Here is a 20,486-nt window from a genome sequence, read left to right as displayed (position 1 = left end):
AACGGGAGCCGGTTTTTTTAATGCTGAAAAGCCACAAATTGTGCATTCAGCGTGGTCTTAGGCGACCATTTCCTCACCCATTTTCTGACGCAGCTTTTTCATGGCATTTTTTTCGAGCTGGCGAATACGCTCCGCGCTGACGCCGTAGACGTCGGCCAGATCATGCAGCGTCTCTTTGCTATCGGCTAACCAGCGGCGCTGAAGAATATCCCGCGAGCGCTCATCAAGCCCTTCGAGGGCAAGCTGCAAACGGCGCGTCGAGTCTTCCTCGAAGTTGCTATCTTCCAACTGCGTGGCAGGGTCGGAAGCGGAATCATCCAGGAAGTGCACCGGCGCTTGATAGGTGCTCTCTTCATCATCGCCTGCCGGAGCATCATAGCCTGCATCGTAAGACGACAAGCGCCCTTCCATATCGCGCACGATCTCGGGCTTAACGTCGAGATCTTTGGCGATGGCGTCCACTTCGTCGTTGTTCAACCACGCCAAACGCTTCTTCGCACCGCGCAGGTTAAAGAACAGCTTGCGCTGGGCTTTGGTCGTGGCAATCTTAACGATCCGCCAGTTGCGCAACACAAATTCGTGAATTTCTGCTTTAATCCAGTGCACGGCAAACGAAACCAGACGAACGCCCTGGTTCGGATCGAAGCGCTTGACGGCTTTCATCAAGCCAACGTTACCTTCTTGAATCAAATCCGCTTGGGGCAACCCATAGCCCGAATAGCTACGCGCGATATGCACCACAAAGCGCAAATGCGACAGTACCAAACGACGAGCGGCTTCCAGATCGCCTTCATCATAGAGGCGATAAGCGAGCTCACGCTCTTCATCGGCCGTTAATACCGAAATTCCATTGACTGCGCGGATATAACCGCCCAGATCGCCGCCGGGCGAAAGCTGCCCCACCGGTAGAAGACTAGTGCTCATGTGCAGGTGGTCTCCCCTGTAACCCATCGTGGTTGACGTAGCACGTTATCAATAACCTATTACAAAACCGTGATACTAATTCAGTCATACACATTCAGTCATACGAATGTCTGCGATACTGAGACCTTAACGCAAGCATAAAGTTCGCAGGTTAAGCATTACCAGCAGTATCGCATTAGCTGCTTAGAATTCATCAATTATCTTGGCCGAATACTCGAAAGGTGACGAGTCACCGCCAACCAGGCACCCAACCAACCTAGTAGTGTACTGCAAGATAGCAGAATTGTAGAGCCTGTCACGTCGAGTTGGGGTAAAGAAAAACTCGCCCCGTAACTTGCCGCCAGAGCGGATACCGGCAGGGAAAGCCAGTGATTGCCCAGACCTAACAAACCTAGTGCCAACAGCCCACCGCCTAAGCCGTACCAAGCACCGCTGTACAGGAAAGGCCGTCGCACAAAGGCATGCGTGGCGCCAATGAGCATCACGACTTCAATTTCCCGGCGACGACTCTCCACCGAGAGACGAATGGTATTACCGACCACCAGCAGCACGCCTAAACCAAACAGCACCCCTAGCGCCAGCGCTACACGGCGACCTAGCTCGGCTAAGTTTCTCAGCCGCTCTACCCAGGCCAGGTCAAGACGCACCTCATCCACCCCAGCGAGCGCTTCAAGACGGGCGGCCAACTGCTGCATGGCAACTGGATCAACGCTTTCTGGGCGTACCACCATACTGATAGGCAGCGGGTTACTCTCCAGCCCTGCCAAGGCATCATCGAGCCCCAGCGACTGCTGGAACTCCGCCATACCCTGCTCGGCGCTGATCAGCTGGGTTTCGAGCACGCCCGGTTCCGCGTTGACCGCCTCCTCGATACGCAGCGACTGGGCATCATCAGCACTCAACTCCAGGTAGACCGTTAGGGTGGCGCTCTCATCAAGCTCTGCATCCAGCAGGCGGGCACTATCCAGGGTTAGCCACAGCGCCGCAGGCAGTACCAGTGCAATAGCGATCGCCAGCATGGTCAGGAGATTACCCAGCGGATAGCGTATCAAGCGCTGAAAGCTATCCCACCCCATACTGCGGTGATGGCGCCCCCATGCCCGCAGGCGGCTGGAAAAGCGCGTTTGCTGCGACCTGGCGCCCCGCTGTGGCGCTTGGGCTTTCTCAACCGCTGGTTTAACAGCGGCTTTGCGCGGCGTTTTTAATGCTGCTCCCTGACGACGCTTGGGTGTCGCGGATGACCTCATACCGCCCCCTCATCGGCTACCAACCTGCCGTCGCTTAAGCGCAGGATGCGGTGGCGCAGTCGGGCAATTAGGGCCAAATCGTGACTGGCGATCATCACGGTGGTACCAATCCGATTAAAGTCCTCAAATAGCGCCATGATATCCGCCGAAAGCTGGGGATCCAGATTGCCCGTCGGTTCATCGGCAAGCAGTAGCGCGGGCTTATTAACCACCGCCCGGGCAATGCCGACCCGCTGCTGCTCGCCGCCGGAGAGCTCTATGGGCAACGCCTTTTCACGATGCAGCAGCCCCACTTTATCTAACGCGGCACGCACACGGCGGGCGGCTTCCCGAGGTTCAACCCCTTGAATCTCCAGCGGTAGAGAAACATTGTGAAAAATGCTGCGATCAAAGAGCAGCTGATGATCCTGGAAAACCACGCCAATTTGGCGCCGATAGAACGGCACTTGGCTGGCATGCAGCTGGGCAATGTCGTGCCCCGCTACGACGACGCGCCCACGGCTAGGTTTCTCAAGGCGCATGATTAAGCGTAGTAGCGAGCTTTTCCCCGCCCCGGAGTGACCGGTAAGAAACACCATTTCGCCCCGGGCAACCCGAAAGTTAAGATGTGCCAGCGCTTCAAAGCGTCCACCGTAGCGTTTTCCCACATGCTCAAAGGCGATCATGCGCTGGCATCGTCCCCTTGGCGGTCAAATAGCGCTTGGACAAAATCATTGGCCTCGAAGGGGCGCAGATCGTCGATACCCTCCCCCACACCAATAAAACGAATCGGCGTTTCCAGCTGTTTAGCCAGCGCGAAAATAATCCCGCCTTTGGCGGTGCCGTCCAGTTTGGTTAGCGTGATCCCGCTGACCGGCACGGCGTCGTTAAAGGTGCTGGCCTGGGAAATCGCGTTTTGCCCGGTGCCCGCATCCAGCACCAGCATCACTTCATGAGGCGCGGTGTCATCTAGCTTCTGCATCACCCGGTGGACTTTTTTCAGCTCTTCCATCAGGTGGCTTTTGTTATGTAGCCGTCCGGCGGTATCGGCGATCAGTACATCAACACCTCGCGCAGTGGCGGCCGCTACCGCGTCATAAATCACCGAGGCGCTGTCCGCGCCGGTGTGTTGGGCGATGACCGGCACCTTGTTGCGCTCGCCCCAGACTTTGAGCTGTTCGACAGCGGCGGCACGGAAAGTGTCACCGGCCGCCAACATAACGCTTTTGCCTTCGCGCTGAAAACGCTGGGTGAGCTTACCAATGGTGGTGGTTTTACCTACGCCATTAACACCCACCACTAAAATAACAAACGGCCCCTTGCCCGCCTTTTCCAGTACAAGCGGTTTGGCGACCGGCGCCAGCATGGCGGACAACTCTTCTTGCAGGCCACGGTAGAGGGCTTCTGGGTTGTTCAACTCTTTGCGCGAGACCCGCGCTTCCAGGCGACCAATAATCTCGGTCGTCGCATCAATGCCCACATCGGCCATTAACAGCTGCGTTTCCAGATCTTCCAGCAGTTCGTCATCAATCTGTTTTTTACCTAAAAACAGATCGGCGATGCCATCGGTTAAATTGGCACGGGTTTTCCCCAGGCCTGACTTGATACGCGCAAACCAGCCTTTCTGGTCGCTTTTGTCAGCCACCGGTTTCTCTTGCAAGGCGGGCGCGGGCGTCAGCTCTGGCTCTGGCTCTGGCTCTGGCTCTGGCTCTGGCTCTGGCTCTGGCTCTGGCTCTGGCTCTGGCTCTGGCTCTGGCTCTGGCTCTGGCTCTGGCTCTGGCTCTGGCTCTGGCTCTGGCTCTGGCTCTGGCTCTGGCTCTGGCTCTGGCTCTGGCTCTGGCAAAGTTTCCGGCGCTTCTGAGGTCTCTTCAACAACGTCAGTGGAAGTCTCGGGCGTTGCAATGTCCATCTCATCGGCTTGCTCTTGAGGCTGCTCCTTTAACTGCTCCTCCTGCGCCTGCTTGTCTTGAGGCGCCTGTTGCGGATCTTGCTTATTCTTGCGTTTAAAAAAACCAAACATGAGTGTTACCCGACATAAATAGTGGACATTAAGGTTATGCTAACACCGTAACCCAAGACTTTGGATAAACAGCCCGCTACAATCCGCTTTATGACACGACAACGCCCCCCTCGATCCTCTACATCCCGCCGCACACCTGCTCAGCGGGGTGGTCAACAACTTGGCAAACCCGTTGGTAAGCCACTTGGTAAGTTACGCATCATCGGCGGTGAGTTCCGCCGCCGTCAGTTGCCGGTGCTGGATAGCCCAGGCTTGCGTCCAACCCCAGACCGCGTGCGTGAAACGCTGTTCAATTGGCTCGGCCAACAGCTTTACGGCCAGCAGGTACTCGACCTGTTCGCAGGTACCGGTGCGCTAGGCATTGAAGCGGTGTCTCGCGGCGCCTCCTGGGTCGATTTTGTCGAGCGCGACCCGCGGGTAGCGGCGCAGCTGTCGACCAATCTGGCATCGCTCAATATTACCGCAAGCGCGGTGCATGTTAACGATGTTCAGACTTATCTGACGCGCCCAGCCAAGCCCTATACGCTGGTCTTTCTTGACCCGCCTTTCCATCAGCAGCTGGCCGCGCCCTGCTGTTCGACATTGGAAACTAGTGGCTGGCTGGATAACGAGGCAATGATTTACCTGGAAACCGAGACATCGCTGGCTCCCAAGGTGCCCGCCAACTGGCTATTGCACCGCGAAACCCAGGCGGGCGAAAGCACTGCGCGGCTCTATCAACGTCAAGCACCGTAAACAGCGCTTGCCGCCACGCGGCGGTGGCGTTACGCTCGCCTCATTCGTCCCTACTGACAAGCTGTGTGCTTGTTTATTTGGGTGCCTTTTTATGACCTATTTTGGGTTTTCGTTTTTACGCTAGGGAGAGATACATGAGTCTGGAGCTATTTAATCAACTTGAGCAGAAAGTCACCGACACTGTTGATGCACTGGAGATGATGAAACTGGAAAATGAAGAGCTGCGCGGCGAAAACGCCAAGCTGAAAGAGGAGCGCGAAGAGTGGGAGCGTCGCCTCAACAGCCTGCTCAGCAAGTTCGACAGTCTCGAAACCTCCAGCACGCCTTAGGCTCAGGATAAGTGCGCTGCTGCCCTAAAGCACCAGGGACATCAGCAGCGCATCCTCACGCCCGGCGGCGGCTTGCGACGATAGCGGTGGGTAGTAGCCTTTGCGCCGTCCGTCTTCGCTAAACCCGCAGCGCTGGTAGAGCCGGATAGCGCTAAGATTACTCGCCCGCACCTCTAGCAGCAGCCGCTCGCTCAGCCAGCCGCGTGCGGTGGACAGCACGACCTCCATCAACGCCCGACCTGCTCCACTGCGTCGCTGCTCTGGGTGTACCCCAATGGCTTGTAGTTCCGCCTCAAACGGCAGTCGCGCCACAATGGCGTACCCTAACAACTGCTCATCCTGCCACCAGCCCAGTACACAGGTATCCTGGCTGCCCAACGCTGCCAGCATTTGCGTCTCAGAAGTACCGCTCTGCGCCCGGTACTCAAGCGCAATCAGTAGGGCTAGGTGCTCAACGTTGAGTTCAGTGATCATCCGTTGCCTGCTGAGCACTTTCTAACTGAGTGCCCACTGCCTGAGCGCCAGTCGCCTTATCGGCTTCCCACTGCTGGCCTAACGCCTGCAGCGCTGGCCAGAGGTCGCGCTTACTATGGCTACCGTCGAGGAGCGCCCCAAGTGAGGGGCCCTGCCATAAGGGCAGCGAAAGCGTTTGGCTGTGACCTTCAGCCACGTTCAGTATGCGCTCCAGCGGCGCTTGTTCAGCTCCAGATTCGGTATCAGGCTCGGCTTCCAACTCACCCCACCAGAGTAATCGCTCTAACCGCCACCCCTGTCGGCTCGCGCTTCCAGCGATAAACGCCGCCAAGCCCTCGCGGGCTTCGTCCAGGGGATCCTCCACCGCAAAGGCGTTGGCCATTTGCGGCCAGGTGAAGTGGCTCACTTCCGGCAACGCTCCACGCTGAATGCCCGCGGCCTGTAACAGGTTGGCCAGTAGCTGCTGCTCAAGCGGACTCATGTCCCCCGCCTGCAGCACCATCCAGCGGCCCTGAAGACAAACGCAGGAGAGCGCGAACTTAAGCGGTTTGGCTGGCACGGTTTCCGCGCTGGAAGTCGCCGTCTCCGGGTTGGCAATCGCCGGCTTATTTTGGCCCGACTTGTCCGCACGCTGCTTGTCTTGACCCAGCAGTGCCCGCACCGCCGAGGGTGAGGCAATGGCTTCGCCTGAGGCCTGGGGGTCGGAAGATTGAAGTTCGGACGGTTGAGGTTTGGACGTTTGCCGCTTGGGCGCAGGGGCGTCGTCCAGCAATGCCTGTAGCCGCTCCCGAGGTGGCGTAGGGGCAGGCGTCGAATCCTCCCACTCGCAGGCCTCGGTGGGCAGCGCATTAGGCAACTGGTACTTCGCGGCCCAGGCGGTAATACCCATGGCGTCCAGGTAGTGGCGCCGAGTAACTTCTTGATTCACTTCCCGCCGCCGCGACAGTTGGGTGAGCTCGGGCGTTCACCGCCGCGTGCCTGCCACTCGCTGGGGGTATAAAGATGCAGCGCTAAGGCGTGCACCGGTCCGGAAAGCTCATCGGCCAACAGCGCATAAATTTGCTGGTGACGCTTCACCGGCATCATGCCGTCGAAGGAGTCACTCACTAGCGTCACTTTGAAGTGGGTTTCAGAGTTCGCGGGCACGTTGTGCATGTGGCTTTCGTTTTCAACCTGCAGCACGTCCGGCGCGAGTGCCGTTAACTTCTGCTCAATCTGTGTCTGCAGCGTCATAAGGTTCTCCTTGAGAGATCACAAACCATTTTATTGTACGCGCTTACTGGCCCGCAGACGATGCCCGTCGGGCGTGTAACGCACGCCTGGCCAGCGGCATACGCGCCACGCTTGCCAAGAGCGCCAGCAGCGTGGTTGCCGCCCCCAGCCAGAGCGTTACCTGTACCGGCCAGCCTAGCGCCAATGCAGCACCGACTAAGGCCACGCCAAACGACTGCCCAACGGTACGCGTGGTGCTCATGACGCCAGAGACGTTGGAACTGCGCTCCGGTGGCAGGCTGCCCATCATTTCGCGGTTGTTGGGTGGCTGGAACAGGCCAAAACCAATACCGCATAGCGCAGTGCGCCATAGACTTCCCACCACGCCGGTCGATTCATCGACCAGCGCCAGCGCAATCAGGCCAATGATAAGTAGGCCAAGCCCCGCGCTGGAGAGAATACTGGGATTAATACGGTCGGCTAAGCGCCCCGCTACAGGGCCAACGAACATGATAGCCAGTGGCCAAGGAGTGAACAGCCAAGCGGTTTCCAGTGGTGAAAAACCCATCTGCTCCTGGTAGAAAAACGACAGGGCTACAAACGTAAGGCCCTGACCTATAAAGGCAAGCCCAGAGGCAGAGACCGCGAGTGTAAAGCGCAGCTCGGCAAACACGCTAAGCGGCAGCAATGGATATGGTGCGCGACGCTGACGCGCAATAAACCCAGCACAGGCCAATACCGCCAACAGCGCCCAGCCACCGCTTTGCCAAATCGGCGCGGCGTGGCTCACGGCGTCCATGGCAATAAAGAAGCTGGCCAGCATAACGATCGAGAGCAGTGCCCCAGCCACATCAAAACTACCTTTGCGTGGCTCTTCTTGGGGCAACGCACGCTTGGCGAGCCACAGCGAGCAGAGACCCAGCGGCACATTCAGCGCAAATAGCCAAGGCCAGTCGGCAAAGGACAGGATTACCCCACTCAGCGTGGGCCCTGCCGCGTAGCCACCGGCTACCACCAAGGCACTTAAGCCAAGGGCGCTGCCCAACAGCCGCGAGGGGAAAATGGCTCGATAAAGCGATGGGCCAATCGATAGCGTGGCCGCAGCGCCTAGCCCCTGAAAGGCACGAAACACCAGCAACGTTTCTAAATTGCGCGATAGCGCTGCCCCTAGCGCGGCAGCAACAAAGGTGGCCAGCCCAAACAGGTAGAGCCTGCGACGTGTGATCAATTCACTAATGCCCGCAAACACGAGCAAAAAAGCCGCACAAACAACCTGAAACAGGTTGGTAATCCATACCGCTCGGGATGCCGACACATTCAAGTCGGCGGCAATAGTGGGCAGCGCCAGGTTGATCATGGTGGTATCGACCACCGCCATCAAGGTACCGGTTACCAGCGCCAGCACAGCAAGGGCGCGTTCAGGCCCAGGCAGGCCATCGTCGCCGGGGCGGGTTTCAAACAGTCGCATGCAAGCGTTCCTAGGCAGGAGAGATCTTAAACGAAACGGCCAACGCGAAACGATTAAAGACACTGCGTCTAAAGACACAGCGTTAAAAACGATGAAACCGGCCTAAGCCGGTTTCGAAGTGCGCTAATTAACAGTGTGTCATTTCACAGTGCACTAGCGGGCTGTTACCAGCCAAACGCGCAGGCAAACACTGGGCTTACGTAATACTAGGCTTGCCTAAATACTAGCACGCTAACGGCTAGTCCTGCTCACTATCGAGCAGTAACGCATCATCGACTTCTGAGATTTCCAGCGCCGTTTCGTCGTCTAGATCAATGGCCAGGTAGCTGTGCTCAACGCGCACAAACTCCTGGAACAATGCCCAGTCGAGTTTATCCGGCCACTGCCGTTCGTCCTCTTCCCAAGCGCGCAGCTCAGTCTCGAGAATTTCCACGTAGCGGTCGCGCACAAAAGTTTCCAGCGCTTCCGGGGTATCCATCTCTGGAATCAGGTAAATGGTACTTTCACGTTCGACGTCGTCCAGGGTCAGGTCGTCGTCTCCCATGGTGGGTTCCAGCGCGTTGATCCAGTCCACAAAGGGCTGGGTCGGCCTGACGCTCAGTGCGGAGCGGTTAAGCAGTTTCATGGGATTCTCCTCGCCGTCGAAACGTTGACCATTATGGGCGCTATAACGCGCCCTTACCAACTTTTCATCCGTTATCGTAGCGTGTTAGTCCACTTCAGGGCGCATCGCCGGGAACAGCAACACATCGCGAATCGATGCGCTGTCGGTGAACAGCATCACCAAGCGGTCAATACCGATGCCTTCGCCCGCGGTGGGCGGCATGCCGTACTCCAAAGCACGCACGTAATCTGCATCGTAGTACATTGCTTCCAGGTCACCGGCATCTTTTTCCGCGGACTGGGCACGGAAGCGCTCCGCCTGATCTTCTGCGTCGTTAAGCTCCGAGAAACCATTGGCGATTTCGCGACCACCGACAAAGAACTCAAAGCGGTCAGTGACGAAGGGATTGGCGTCATTACGCCGGGCAAGCGGACTCACTTCAGCCGGGTATTCGGTGATAAAGGTCGGCTGGTCGAGCTTATGCTCGGCAACCTCTTCGAATATCTCCGTTTGCACCTTGCCCAGGCCCCAGCTCTCTTTGACCTTGATGCCCAGTTTCTCGGCGGTTGCCCGCGCCGCCTCCAACGAATCCAAATCGCTGTCGGCAATGCCGTCACCATGATCGAGAATCGCCTGACGTAGCGTTAAGCGGGCAAAAGGTTTGCCGAAATCGTAGCTCGCGCCCTGATACTCAATCACTGCATTACCGAGCACTTCTTCAGCGGCGGTGCGCAGCATCGCTTCGGTCATATCGAGCAGGTCGCGGTAATCCGCATAGGCCCAGTAGAACTCCACCATGGTGAATTCTGGGTTGTGGCGCGTTGATAACCCTTCGTTGCGGAAGTTGCGATTAATCTCGAACACCTTTTCAAAGCCGCCCACCACCAGACGCTTGAGATAAAGCTCTGGCGCAATACGCAGATACATGTCGATATCCAGCGCATTGTGGTGGGTAATGAACGGCCGTGCCGCCGCGCCGCCGGGGATCGGTTGGAGCATCGGCGTCTCTACTTCCATAAAACCACGGGCTTCAAAGAAGCGGCGCATGGAGCTGATGACCGCTGCGCGGGTTTCAAACACTTTGCGCGACTGCGGATTCATGATCAGATCCACATAGCGCTGGCGATAGCGGGCTTCCATATCGGTGAGACCGTGAAACTTGTCCGGCAGCGGGCGCAGGCTCTTGGTGAGCAGCTGCGCCTCTTTCATCATCACGTACAGATCGCCCTTGCCGGATTTATGCACCGGCCCGTGGGCAGCGACGATGTCACCGATATCCCAGCTTTTAACGTCTTCCAGCACGTCGGCGGGCAGGCCCTTTTTATCCACGTAGAGCTGGATTTGCCCGGCCACATCCTGAATGACGATGAAGGGGCCACGTTGACGCATCACACGACCCGCCACAGCGGCGTGGTGATCCAGCGCTTCAAGCTCGGCCTTGTCTTTATCGCCGAAGGCATTTTGCAGCTCGACGGTTAGGCTGTCGCGGCGAAAATCATTGGGAAACGCACTCTTTCCCTGCTCAGCGGCGCGCTCACGGCGAGCAGTCAACTTGGCACGGCGCTCGGCGATCAGGTGGTTTTCGTTGTCTGCAGGAGACGCGTCTTGGTTAGCCATGGGGCACCCTGTTCATGTTCAAACGCTAAAAAAATTACAAACCTTGCTTCAAGCTGGCGACGATAAATTGATCAATATCCCCGTCGAGCACTTTATCGCAGTTGCTGGACTGCACGCTGGTGCGCAAATCCTTGATGCGCTGGTCATCCAGCACGTAAGAGCGAATCTGGCTGCCCCAGCCGATGTCAGCCTTGGAGTCCTCGGCCTCCTGCTTGGCGGCGTTGCGCTTTTGCATCTCGTGTTCCCACAACCGCGCTTTCAACTGCTTCATGGCAAAATCGCGGTTGGCGTGCTGGCTGCGTTGCCCCTGGCAGGCCACGACGATCCCGGTCGGCTCGTGGGTAATCCGCACGGCCGAATCGGTGGTGTTTACGTGTTGACCGCCCGCGCCGCTGGAACGGTAGGTATCGACGCGCAAGTCCGAGGGATTAATCTCTACCTCGAAACTGTCGTCAATTTCCGGGGACAGGAATACCGAGGCAAACGAGGTATGCCGACGACCACCGGAATCAAACGGGCTTTTACGCACTAGGCGGTGCACGCCGGTTTCAGTACGCAGCCAGCCGAAAGCGTAATCGCCTTGGATATGCACCGTGGCCGACTTAATGCCCGCCACTTCGCCAGCAGAGATTTCAGTGATATCGGCTTTGAAGCCGTGGCTCTCTGCCCAGCGCAGGTACATGCGCAATAAAATATTGGCCCAATCCTGGGCTTCGGTGCCACCAGAGCCGGACTGAATTTCCAGGTAGGCGTTGTTCTGATCCATTTCACCGGAGAACATGCGCCGAAACTCAAGCTTTTCTAACGCCGCCTGCATGCTGTCCAGCTCTTTGCACACTTCTTCGACGGTGCCTTCATCCTCTTCCATTTCTGCAAGCTCCAGCAGATCCCGGCTATCGCCAAGGCCCTGCTCAAGTTCATCAATGGTGGCCACTATGGCTTCGAGGGAGGCGCGCTCTTTGCCTAACTTCTGCGCGTAGTCTGGATCGTTCCAGACATTGGGGTCTTCCAGTTCGCGGGTGACCTCTTCTAGCCGATCTTTCTTCTCGGCATAGTCAAAGATACCCCCTAAGAACGTCTGTCCGCTCAGACAGGTCCTTGAGCTGGTTGTGAATCGGATTGGTTTCCAACATGGGATCGCCCTAGCTTGGTCTACTCGGATCGTACAGAGGTGTATCGATCAGAAAAGCGCATAGTGTAACGAAAGCCGACACGCCCCGCATCCAATGGCCTGCCACTAGGCAATAAAAAACCCGGCATGCGCCGGGTTTCATTGGGGTTTGGCTCTTTAGGGTTTAAAAGCGATAGGTTAACTGAGCACCAAAACCGTGAGCTTCGTTTTTGTAGTCGGCTGAGTAGGAGGCCCCGCCAACCGGCTGGCCACCCGTGGCCTGGCTGGCCAGCAGGTCGCTACGATCCTGCTCAACAAAGGTGCCGCGCTCTGTTAGATATGAGTAGGCAATATCGACAGTCAGGTCAGGCGTTGGGCTCCATCCTGCCCCCAGCGAGAAAATACGCCGATCATCGGAAGGAATACGTACGCTACGATCCTCATCATTGGTCGGCGTCATGTCTAACGTAACCCCAGCACGAAGCGCCAATGTCTTGGTTAACTGGTACTCGCCGCCAGTGGCAAACGCCCAGGCGTTTGAGTAGTTCTGAAACTCTTGGGTAATCGTATCGCCTTGGCTGCCGGTAACCAAAATTTGATCAAAGTGGCTCCAACGCACCCAGGATGCACCGAACATCAGCTTGAGACGGTCAGTCATTTGCTGGGTAAGCGAGAAGTTAACCGTCTCAGGGGTGGTCAAATCCAGGCTAGCAGTATCTGAGCGAACGACATTACCCAGAGGATCAGTAGCGCTAAAATCACCTTCCAAGGTGTAGTCTACTTTCGAGCGGTAAGTCAGCCCCAGGGTGGTTTCAGGTACTGGACGATAGATTACGCCTAAGTTATAGCCCCACGCTTCGTCGTCACCATCAACCCGCGAGTCGATGTCGGCATCTGGGTTAAAGGTGGCCTCACTGGGTACTTGTCGGCGTAGTTCGCCTTCCACACGGTTGTAAGTAATCCCCGCGCCTACTGACCACTGATCATTAAAACGGTAAGAAACCGTCGGCTGCGCACTGACCACTTTGACTTCGGTGTAGTCGCCAAAATAGCGCCCTTGAAAATCATCTTCATAATCGGTTTTTGAGCCAAAGGGTGCATACACCCCAAACCCGAACGCCAGTTGATCGGTCACTGGGTGCGCATAGAAAGCAAAGGGGATCGGCGTACCTGGCACCATATCGCCATCATTCCCTCCGGGAATGCTACCGACGGGGATCTGATTGCCATTTGGCGCGCCACCAAGCGCGACCCCGGAGTCGATATAGCGAGAAGCTTCGACATTAGAGATGTCAGTATTCACGTTTAGATACGTGCCACCAACGGTCACCTGGGCACGGTCTAAAAACGACATACCCGCTGGGTTACCGTACACAATGGTTGCATCATGGATGTTAGAGCTTCGCCCGGCATGGCCATAGCCCTGCCCACTCACGCTCTGCTCGTTAATTTGATACCCGCCCGCGTGGGCTTGGCTGGCAAAAGCGGCCGTAATGGCAGCAGCCAGGGTGAGCTTATTAAATTTATTATTCATAGTGGGCCTCTCTTCCCGATGATCCAGTGGATACCGACGATCCACCCTCTTTATTTTTACATGACTGTTTTCTCGCAACTGAGCCAAAGGTTCAAGGGCAAACGTTCGTTTTATTTTATTTTTGGCTTATACATTAGTCGCACGGTCGTTTTAAATCAGTGTTTTAGTCATTTCAGCTTACTGAGCCAAGAGGCCTTGACCTATGGGTTACCCATAGGTTCTACACTAAATAACCACTATTTAACCGGTCGGGAGAACAGGCCATGAAAGTTAACGAGCTTGCCAAACGGGGCGGCGTTACCGCTGAGACCGTGCGCCACTACGCTCGTGAGCAGCTACTTGCCCCCCAGCGCCATCCAGATAACGGCTATCAGCTATTTTCAGATACCGACCTAGAACGTCTGCGGTTTATTCAGCGGGCGCGCAAATTAGGTTTTAGCGTGGCTGAGATTCGCGACATTCTGACCCACGCCGACCAAGGCGACTCTCCCTGCCCCTTGGTACGCGACTTACTCGCCAGCCGCTTGCCGCAAATTCGAGCACGTATTGCCGAGTTGGAAGCGCTAGCCGAACGAATGGAACAGGCCATGGAGAGCTGGCAGCAAATGCCCGACGGCTCCCCCGACGGCCACAGCGTGTGTCGCCTGATTGAGAGCTTTCCTGACGCCCCGTCTATTAAGGAGACCCCATGAGCGACGCCTCTACCGAAGCCGCCTCAAGCGTAAGCCCTGCCAATGGAGCCACCACGCGAACCATCCCCGGCATGAATTGCCAGGGCTGCGTCAAGCGTATGCGCGAGGCGATTCAAAGTGGTGACCCTGAAGCAGACGTCACCGGCATTCCTAGCGAAAAACGCCTCGAGGTTGTTTCGACTCTAACCGACGCCGAGCTTGATCAACGCTTGACCGCGGCGGGCTACCCGCCAGGCGAAGCAGCTCTGGAGGAAGCAGCCCCAGACGATGTTGATAATCAGCCAGAAACCGCGGCACCCGCTGATGCCGAAGCTGAAAAAACCGCAAGTGCTCACTCCCAGTCTCAAGGGCAAGGCAAGAAACAGCGCTTGGCGATTAGTGGGATGACCTGCGCCAGCTGCGTCAACAGCGTGCAGAAAGCACTAGAGCGAACTGAGGGAGTCGACACCGCCAGCGTCAATTTTGGCACCCACTCCGCCCAGGTGTTTGGCAGTGCCGAGACCCAAGCGTTAATCGCCGCCGTTGAGTCAGCCGGCTATGGCGCCGAACCGATTGTGGATATGCGGGAAGCAGAACGCACTCGTGCAGAGCAGGATGCCAAGACTTACCAAAAACGGCTGCGCGGCAGCGCGATCTCGCTGGCACTGGCGATTCCGCTGATGCTCAGCATGCTTTTTTTCCATCCCCACCCGATGGGCATGGGGCGTCTCTACTGGCTGGTGATCGGCTTGTTAACCTTGGGTATTTTGGCCTTCCCAGGACGCCACTTTTTCGTCAACGCCTGGAAGCAGTTTAAGCATCGCCAAGCCAATATGGATACCCTGGTGGCCATGGGCACCGGCACCGCCTGGCTCTACTCCATGGCCGTGGTGCTGTTTGCGCCATGGCTGCCAGAAGTCGCTCAGGGGATCTATTTTGAAGCCTCAGCCATGGTGATCGGGCTGATTCTACTCGGCAATGCCATGGAGCTACGTGCCCGGGGCCGCACCAGCAATGCGCTAAAGCGCCTGCTTGACCTACAGAGCCGAACAGCGCGGGTGATTCGCGACGGTCACGAGCAGGAGATTGATATTGATGCGGTGCGCGCTGGCGACCACGTACGAGTACGCCCCGGCGAGCGTTTACCGGTGGATGGAGACGTCGTTGAAGGCCAAAGCCATATCGATGAGTCGATGCTTACCGGCGAGCCACTCCCCATCACCAAAAGCGCGGGGGATGAAGTCAGCGCTGGCACGGTGAATGGCAAAGGTGGCTTGATCTATCGCGCCACGCGGGTGGGCACCGACACGCGCCTGGGGCAGATTACCGAACAGGTAGCGAGCGCCCAAAACTCGCGCCCACCGATTGGCGAGCTAGCCGACCAAGTCTCCAGCGTTTTTGTACCTGCGGTAATGATCATTGCCGTATTGACGACCCTGGTGTGGTTCAACCTAGGGCCCGCTCCCCAGGTGATCCATATGTTGGTGACGGCGACTACCGTACTGATTATTGCCTGCCCCTGCGCGCTGGGTCTGGCGACGCCAATCTCGACCATGATCGGCGTCGGTAAAGCGGCAGAGCATGGGGTGCTGGTACGCAGCGGCGAGGCGCTGCAAACCGCTAGCAAGCTGACCACGCTAGTCGTCGATAAAACCGGCACGCTCACCCAGGGCAAGCCCAGCGTCACCGATGCGCAGATGTTTGGCGTAGAGCAATCCACCGCGCTGGCGTTGGTGCACGCGCTGGAACGCAGCTCCGAGCACCCATTGGCGGCGGCGTTAATGACCTACGCGGATGAACACGAGGCTAACCCTGCCGAGATTAATGGTTTCGACAGCGTGACTGGTGGCGGGGTAAAAGCCCAAACCGCCGACGGCAAAGCGCTGCTGCTGGGCAATGCGCGTCTGTTAAGTGAAGCCGGTGTGGATCTCAAGGCAGGTGAAGAGCAAGCCCGCGCTCTGGAGGAGCAGGCCCGCACGCTGGTGTACTTGGCGGTAGATGGCAAATTGGCCGCCCTGTTTGGCATCAGCGACCCGCTTCGCCACGACACCGTGGCCGCAATCAAGCGCCTGCAAAAAGACGGCTTAACCATCGTTATGTTAACCGGCGATAACGAGCACACCGCCAGGGCCATTGCCCAGGAAGTAGGCATTGATGAGTTTCGGGCAGGGCTGTTACCCGAGGACAAGCACGCCGAGATAGAGCGTCGTCAGAAGGCGGGAGAAATCGTTGGCATGGTGGGCGATGGCATCAATGATGCCCCGGCGCTGGCCCGAGCGAACGTGGGCTTTGCCATTGGCCAAGGCACCGATGTGGCGATTGAGAGCGCGGGCATCACGCTCATGCGCGGCTCGCTGCACGGGGTAGCGTCAGCAATTGAGATCAGCCGCGCCACGCTGCGCAATATCAAACAGAACCTGGTGGGTGCCTTTAGCTACAACCTGCTGTGTATTCCCATCGCGGCGGGGGTGCTCTACCCACTCACCGGCATGCTGCTCTCACCGATGATAGCGGGCGCTGCCATGTCACTCTCTTCCATCACCGTGGTGAGTAACGCCAATCGCTTGCGGCTATGGAAAGCCAGTCAGGAGGACGCCTCATGAGCTTATTGATCAACTTGGCAGGCCTGGGGCTTATCGCACTGATAGTGTGGTGGTTCTGGCTTGGCTAAACGTTTTTAGCTCACCCCAATATAGCGCCCTGGCTTATGGTTCAGGGCGATAATCAGGTTTAGCGTCAATGCTCCCAGCACTGAATAACCCACACGATCCAGCGGTAGCTGCGTTAACGCAATCAACAGAATAACGCCATCGATGGCGAGTTGAACGTAGCCTGCGCGCAGGCCGTGTTTATCCTGTAAGTAGAGCGCAAGGATATTGATACCGCCCAGGCTGGTACGGTGGCGAAACAGCATCAGCATACCAATGCCCATCAGCGCGCCGCCCATCAAGGCGGCGTAGATCGAGGGCAAGTTGGCAAATTGCACCCAGCCTTGGGTTAACTCAGAAAACAGCGATACTAAGCCGATGGCGGCAAAGGTGCGTAGGGTAAAACTCCACCCCATCCGCTTCACCGCCAAGTAGTAAAACGGCAGGTTAATGGCAAAAAAGTACACTCCAAAACCCCAGCCGGTAATGCTGCTGGTGATGTAGCTCAACAGCAGCGCCAAGCCTGCCGTACTACCGGTCAATAGCACCGCATGGGTGTAAAAGGTTACCCCCAGCGCAACAAAGAACGTGCCCAGCAGCATCGCCATCATATCTTCATAGGGGCGATGCTGATCCTTGGGTAAATCTTCCACGCGCATGGGGCGTCCTTACTTAAGTTGCCAGTAGATGATGCGATGTACAGCTTAAATTGGGCTGGCGTGCTCGACCATCAACTGCAGCGTCTCGCGGCCGCGCCAGCGGTTACGGTTAAGCTTATAAGCACAGTGCAGTGTATCCCCCACGTTAAACCCAGGCAGTTCCCCTGGCGTTAAGGCACGAAACCAGATGGCTTTGCAGGTCACCGGGCCAGAGGAGAGTTCCAGCATCAGGTGCGCGCCGTCAGCACCCACCGGGCGCAGCGCCTCGACAATAAAGCGGCCTTCAAACAGCGGCGGATCAAACTCCCGCCCGTAGGGCCCAAGGGTTTCTATCTCTTGCAAGGTGGTCAGCGAAAGCTGTGCCGTGGAGAGCTCGCCATCCGTCCATAGGCGCGGATAGAGCGTTCGTCCCTCCAGCTGTTCGCCTACGGCCCTCAAGAAAGCCGCTTTAAAGACGTCAAGCTGATCCCGTGGCACGCCCACCCCTGCCGCACCACTATGACCGCCAAAGCGTGGCAGCGCCTGGGGAGCAAGCTCAAAGGTACGCTGTAGGGCATCGCGCAGGTGCAGTCCATCAATCGAGCGGCCGGAGCCGGTTAGCATGCCAGGTGCCGAGGCTTGTGTTAGCACCAGCGCCGGGCGCCCGTAGGCCTGCACCAATCGCGAGGCGACGATACCCTGTACGCCGGGGTGCCCGTCTTCAAGCAGCACCACCACGGCGGGCTCATCGGCGTCCAGAGCTGCTGTGGCAAGAGTGCGCGCCTCGGCGGCCATATCGGCCTCAATCGCTTTGCGGGACTGGTTATCCTGATCCAGCACGTCGAGCTGGCGATTGGCGACCCCATCGTTCTCGGCCAGCATAAAGTGCAGCGCCGCGTAGGGGTCGTCCAGCCGCGAGCGGGCATTGATACGCGGCCCCATCTGAAACGCTAACGTCTCGGCGTTAAACGGCACACTGTCAGCGCCTAAGCGCGTGGCCATAGCGCGCCAGCACGCCGCATCCATACGATTGATCAGTTTTAACCCTTGATTGACCACCGCGCGGTTGGCGGGGCTACCGCCTAGGGAGACACAGTCAGCCACGGTGCCCAAAGCTACGTAGGAGAGCCAGGGCGACAGCTTGGGCGTCGACTCTGATAGCGCCCCCCACTCAATCAGCACGCCGCGGGCGAGTGACATCAACAGCCACGCCACCATACAGCCAGCGATGGTTTTGTCGGGATACTCACAGTCATCACGGGTAGGGTTAACACAGGCGAATGCCGAGCTTGGCGGCCCCTCACTGGGCAGGGCGTGGTGGTCGCTGACTACCACGTCGATACCTGCCGCTTTTAATCGCGCGATACGCGGCTCATCAGAGCTACCACAATCGGCGGTAATCACCAGGGTGGGAAACGGCTTTTGAGCCAAGGTGCGCTCTACCAGCGGTAGGCTAATCCCATAGCCGTCGTGAATACGGTGGCCAATCAGGCTATGTAGCTTGCCCTCTGGCACCCCAAACAGCTCCACCAGCGTGCGCCTAATCACCACGTGGGAGGTAATGCCATCCACGTCGTAGTCGGTGAGAATGCCGATGGCCTCACCCTCTGCCACCGCCTGAGCGATACGTTCGGCGGCGCGGCGACCGTCGGCCAGTTTCTCCGGGTGGGCCAAATAACGCAGGCTAGGTGCTATTAACGGTAGCAACTCACCGCTGTAGCCCGGCAAGCGCGAGGCCAGCAAACGCGCCTGCAGTTCGCTTAGGCCTTCCGCCTGAGCGCGGGCATAAAGCGCCTCATCCACTGGACGAGGCTCTAAGCGCGGCCCGGCCTTGCTAGACGACAGCGTGCGATGGGGTAAATCAGTCACTGAGGCCATTAATACGTCAACGCCGGTTTTCCGCAACGTACTGCTGCACGGCGGCAAGTTCCGCAGGGAGCACTGTGTAGCGCTCTTCGCGCTCAATCAGGTCTTCCATATGCGGCGGCAGTGGCACGCCCAGGAAGCCCGCCTTCACAACGGCCTCGGCGAATTTAGCCGGGTGCGCAGTGGCGAGGGTAATCATTGGCGTTGACTGATCTGCCCGGGCACGCTCGGCAGCACGATAGCCGGTGGCGGTGTGCGGGTCGAGCATTTCACCAGTGCGTTTATGGGCGTCGCGGATCACTTCCAGAATCGTCGCATCGTCCACGCTGTAGCTGGAGAACTTCTCGCGCAGCTTGGCCAGCGGCGCATCGGCCAGCGCCGTGGGTTCCTGCTGGAAGCGCTCAAGCAGCGCCGCCACGGCCAAGCCATCGCGGTCGTAGGCGTCAAACAACAGGCGCTCAAAGTTAGATGACACAACGATATCCATGGAGGGCGCTAAAGTAGCCGCTAGCTCTTTTTTGGAGAAGTCGTTGGCGGCCAGCGTGCGGTGCAGAATGTCGTTGGCGTTGGTGGCGATGATGAACTGCTTCACCGGCAGGCCCATTTTGTAGGCCATATAACCGGCAAACACGTTGCCGAAGTTAGCCGACGGCACGCAGAAGCTCACTTCACGGTGCGGCGCACCCAGCGCAACGCCGGAGGCGATGTAGTAAACGATCTGCGCCATAATGCGCGCCCAGTTGATCGAGTTCACCGCGACCAAGCGAGTACCGTTGAGGAACGACTGATCGGCAAAGCTGGCCTTGACCATCGCCTGGGCGTCATCGAAATTGCCTTCGATGGCAATATTGAAGACGTTATTGGCCAGCACCGAGGTCATTTGTCGGCGCTGTACTTCCGAGACCCGGTTGTGCGGGTGCAGGATAAAGATATCCAGGTTGTCGCAGTGGCGACAGCCTTCAATCGCCGCCGAGCCGGTATCGCCAGAGGTCGCACCCATGATCACCGCACGCTCGCCACGCTTTTTCAGGAAGTGGTCGAGCAGGCGGCCGAGCAGCTGTAGCGCTACGTCTTTAAATGCCAGGGTCGGGCCGTGGAACTGCTCAAGCAGGAAGTGATTGGCATCCAGCTGTTTGAGCGGCAGCACGGCGTCGTGATTAAAGGTCGCGTAGGCCTCGGTCACGATGTTGCGGAAGGTCTCGTCGTCGATCTCACCGTTCACAAACGGCTTCATCACCCTAAAGGCGATTTCCGCATAGGAGAGCCCGGCCATGTCGGCCAGCTCTCCCCGGGAGAACTCAGGCATTGTTTCCGGCACATAGAGGCCGCCGTCGCTGGCCATACCGGTGAGCACCACTTCTTCAAAGGAGAGCGCGGGCGCCTGCCCGCGCGTGCTGATATAGCGCATC

General features: G+C 57.8%; 19 protein-coding genes. 4 read left to right on the top strand and 15 right to left on the bottom strand.

Annotated features, from left to right (window positions below; all coding sequences use genetic code 11):
* Positions 1-57: 57 nt before the first annotated feature.
* The 4 genes from rpoH to ftsY all read right to left on the bottom strand — a co-directional run bounded on the left by rpoH (position 58) and on the right by ftsY (position 4,170).
* A complete protein-coding gene (gene rpoH, locus HALTITAN_RS20950; RefSeq protein ID WP_022520210.1) occupies positions 58-924 on the bottom strand; it encodes an RNA polymerase sigma factor RpoH in 867 nt (288 codons plus the stop codon).
* 197 nt (positions 925-1,121) lie between these two features.
* A complete protein-coding gene (gene ftsX, locus HALTITAN_RS20945; protein WP_022520211.1) occupies positions 1,122-2,171 on the bottom strand; it encodes a permease-like cell division protein FtsX in 1,050 nt (349 codons plus the stop codon).
* Positions 2,168-2,836 (bottom strand): cell division ATP-binding protein FtsE, encoded by a 669-nt coding sequence (ftsE, locus tag HALTITAN_RS20940; RefSeq protein ID WP_022520212.1) that lies wholly within the window; start codon positions 2,834-2,836, stop codon positions 2,168-2,170. Before ftsE ends, ftsX begins: the two co-directional genes overlap by 4 nt.
* A complete protein-coding gene (ftsY, locus tag HALTITAN_RS20935; RefSeq protein ID WP_039860394.1) occupies positions 2,833-4,170 on the bottom strand; it encodes a signal recognition particle-docking protein FtsY in 1,338 nt (445 codons plus the stop codon). Before ftsY ends, ftsE begins: the two co-directional genes overlap by 4 nt.
* A gap of 90 nt (positions 4,171-4,260) precedes the next feature.
* Between ftsY and rsmD the strand changes: the two genes are divergently transcribed.
* Entirely contained in the window at positions 4,261-4,905 is a 645-nt protein-coding gene (rsmD, locus tag HALTITAN_RS20930) for a 16S rRNA (guanine(966)-N(2))-methyltransferase RsmD (protein WP_022520214.1), read from the top strand.
* A 134-nt stretch (positions 4,906-5,039) separates the two neighbouring features.
* Positions 5,040-5,234: a cell division protein ZapB gene (zapB, locus tag HALTITAN_RS20925; protein ID WP_022520215.1), complete on the top strand. Its 195-nt coding sequence runs from the start codon at positions 5,040-5,042 to the stop codon at positions 5,232-5,234.
* A gap of 24 nt (positions 5,235-5,258) precedes the next feature.
* Here the strand turns inward: zapB and rimI are convergent, their stop codons facing one another.
* The 8 genes from rimI to HALTITAN_RS20885 form a co-directional block, all read right to left on the bottom strand.
* On the bottom strand, positions 5,259-5,708 hold the full coding sequence (gene rimI / locus HALTITAN_RS20920) for a ribosomal protein S18-alanine N-acetyltransferase (RefSeq protein ID WP_039860392.1): 450 nt from the start codon (positions 5,706-5,708) through the stop codon (positions 5,259-5,261).
* Positions 5,698-6,636, bottom strand: a complete 939-nt coding sequence (locus HALTITAN_RS20915; protein ID WP_009288273.1) for a hypothetical protein — start codon at positions 6,634-6,636, stop codon at positions 5,698-5,700. Before HALTITAN_RS20915 ends, rimI begins: the two co-directional genes overlap by 11 nt.
* Positions 6,633-6,941: a BolA family protein gene (locus tag HALTITAN_RS20910; protein ID WP_039860389.1), complete on the bottom strand. Its 309-nt coding sequence runs from the start codon at positions 6,939-6,941 to the stop codon at positions 6,633-6,635. Before HALTITAN_RS20910 ends, HALTITAN_RS20915 begins: the two co-directional genes overlap by 4 nt.
* Before the next feature lie 43 nt (positions 6,942-6,984).
* Positions 6,985-8,388, bottom strand: a complete 1,404-nt coding sequence (locus HALTITAN_RS20905; protein WP_039860386.1) for an MFS transporter — start codon at positions 8,386-8,388, stop codon at positions 6,985-6,987.
* 238 nt (positions 8,389-8,626) lie between these two features.
* Positions 8,627-9,013 (bottom strand): hypothetical protein, encoded by a 387-nt coding sequence (locus HALTITAN_RS20900; RefSeq protein WP_022520220.1) that lies wholly within the window; start codon positions 9,011-9,013, stop codon positions 8,627-8,629.
* A gap of 84 nt (positions 9,014-9,097) precedes the next feature.
* Positions 9,098-10,609: a lysine--tRNA ligase gene (gene lysS, locus HALTITAN_RS20895; RefSeq protein ID WP_039860384.1), complete on the bottom strand. Its 1,512-nt coding sequence runs from the start codon at positions 10,607-10,609 to the stop codon at positions 9,098-9,100.
* A 34-nt stretch (positions 10,610-10,643) separates the two neighbouring features.
* Positions 10,644-11,742, bottom strand: a protein-coding gene (gene prfB / locus HALTITAN_RS20890) for a peptide chain release factor 2 (RefSeq protein ID WP_138800386.1) whose coding sequence is annotated in 2 segments (ribosomal slippage) — positions 10,644-11,666 and positions 11,668-11,742 — 1,098 coding nt in all. Because the reading frame shifts where the segments join, the coding sequence is not laid out codon by codon here.
* 162 nt (positions 11,743-11,904) lie between these two features.
* On the bottom strand, positions 11,905-13,254 hold the full coding sequence (locus tag HALTITAN_RS20885) for an OmpP1/FadL family transporter (protein ID WP_039860381.1): 1,350 nt from the start codon (positions 13,252-13,254) through the stop codon (positions 11,905-11,907).
* A gap of 263 nt (positions 13,255-13,517) precedes the next feature.
* Between HALTITAN_RS20885 and HALTITAN_RS20880 the strand changes: the two genes are divergently transcribed.
* Both HALTITAN_RS20880 and HALTITAN_RS20875 read left to right on the top strand, forming a co-directional pair.
* Positions 13,518-13,946, top strand: a complete 429-nt coding sequence (locus HALTITAN_RS20880) for a MerR family transcriptional regulator (protein ID WP_009288270.1) — start codon at positions 13,518-13,520, stop codon at positions 13,944-13,946.
* Positions 13,943-16,528 carry a heavy metal translocating P-type ATPase gene (locus HALTITAN_RS20875; protein ID WP_039860379.1) on the top strand — a complete coding sequence of 862 codons (2,586 nt, stop codon included), beginning with the start codon at positions 13,943-13,945 and terminating at the stop codon, positions 16,526-16,528. The genes HALTITAN_RS20880 and HALTITAN_RS20875 overlap by 4 nt, the downstream gene beginning before the upstream one ends.
* A 74-nt stretch (positions 16,529-16,602) precedes the next feature.
* Here HALTITAN_RS20875 and HALTITAN_RS20870 read toward each other — a convergent pair whose 3' ends face one another.
* From HALTITAN_RS20870 to thrC, 3 genes are read right to left on the bottom strand one after another with little or no spacing between them, the layout of a single operon-like run.
* A complete protein-coding gene (locus HALTITAN_RS20870; RefSeq protein WP_009288269.1) occupies positions 16,603-17,232 on the bottom strand; it encodes a YitT family protein in 630 nt (209 codons plus the stop codon).
* A gap of 45 nt (positions 17,233-17,277) precedes the next feature.
* Positions 17,278-19,089, bottom strand: a complete 1,812-nt coding sequence (locus tag HALTITAN_RS20865; protein WP_027957741.1) for a single-stranded-DNA-specific exonuclease RecJ — start codon at positions 19,087-19,089, stop codon at positions 17,278-17,280.
* A 7-nt stretch (positions 19,090-19,096) separates the two neighbouring features.
* Positions 19,097-20,485, bottom strand: a complete 1,389-nt coding sequence (gene thrC, locus HALTITAN_RS20860; RefSeq protein WP_039860377.1) for a threonine synthase — start codon at positions 20,483-20,485, stop codon at positions 19,097-19,099.
* Position 20,486: the final 1 nt, after the last annotated feature.

It is taken from the genome of Vreelandella titanicae BH1 (assembly GCF_000336575.1).
Classification (GTDB): Bacteria; Pseudomonadota; Gammaproteobacteria; order Pseudomonadales; family Halomonadaceae; genus Vreelandella; species Vreelandella titanicae.
This window is presented reverse-complemented; position numbering and strand designations above follow the sequence as displayed.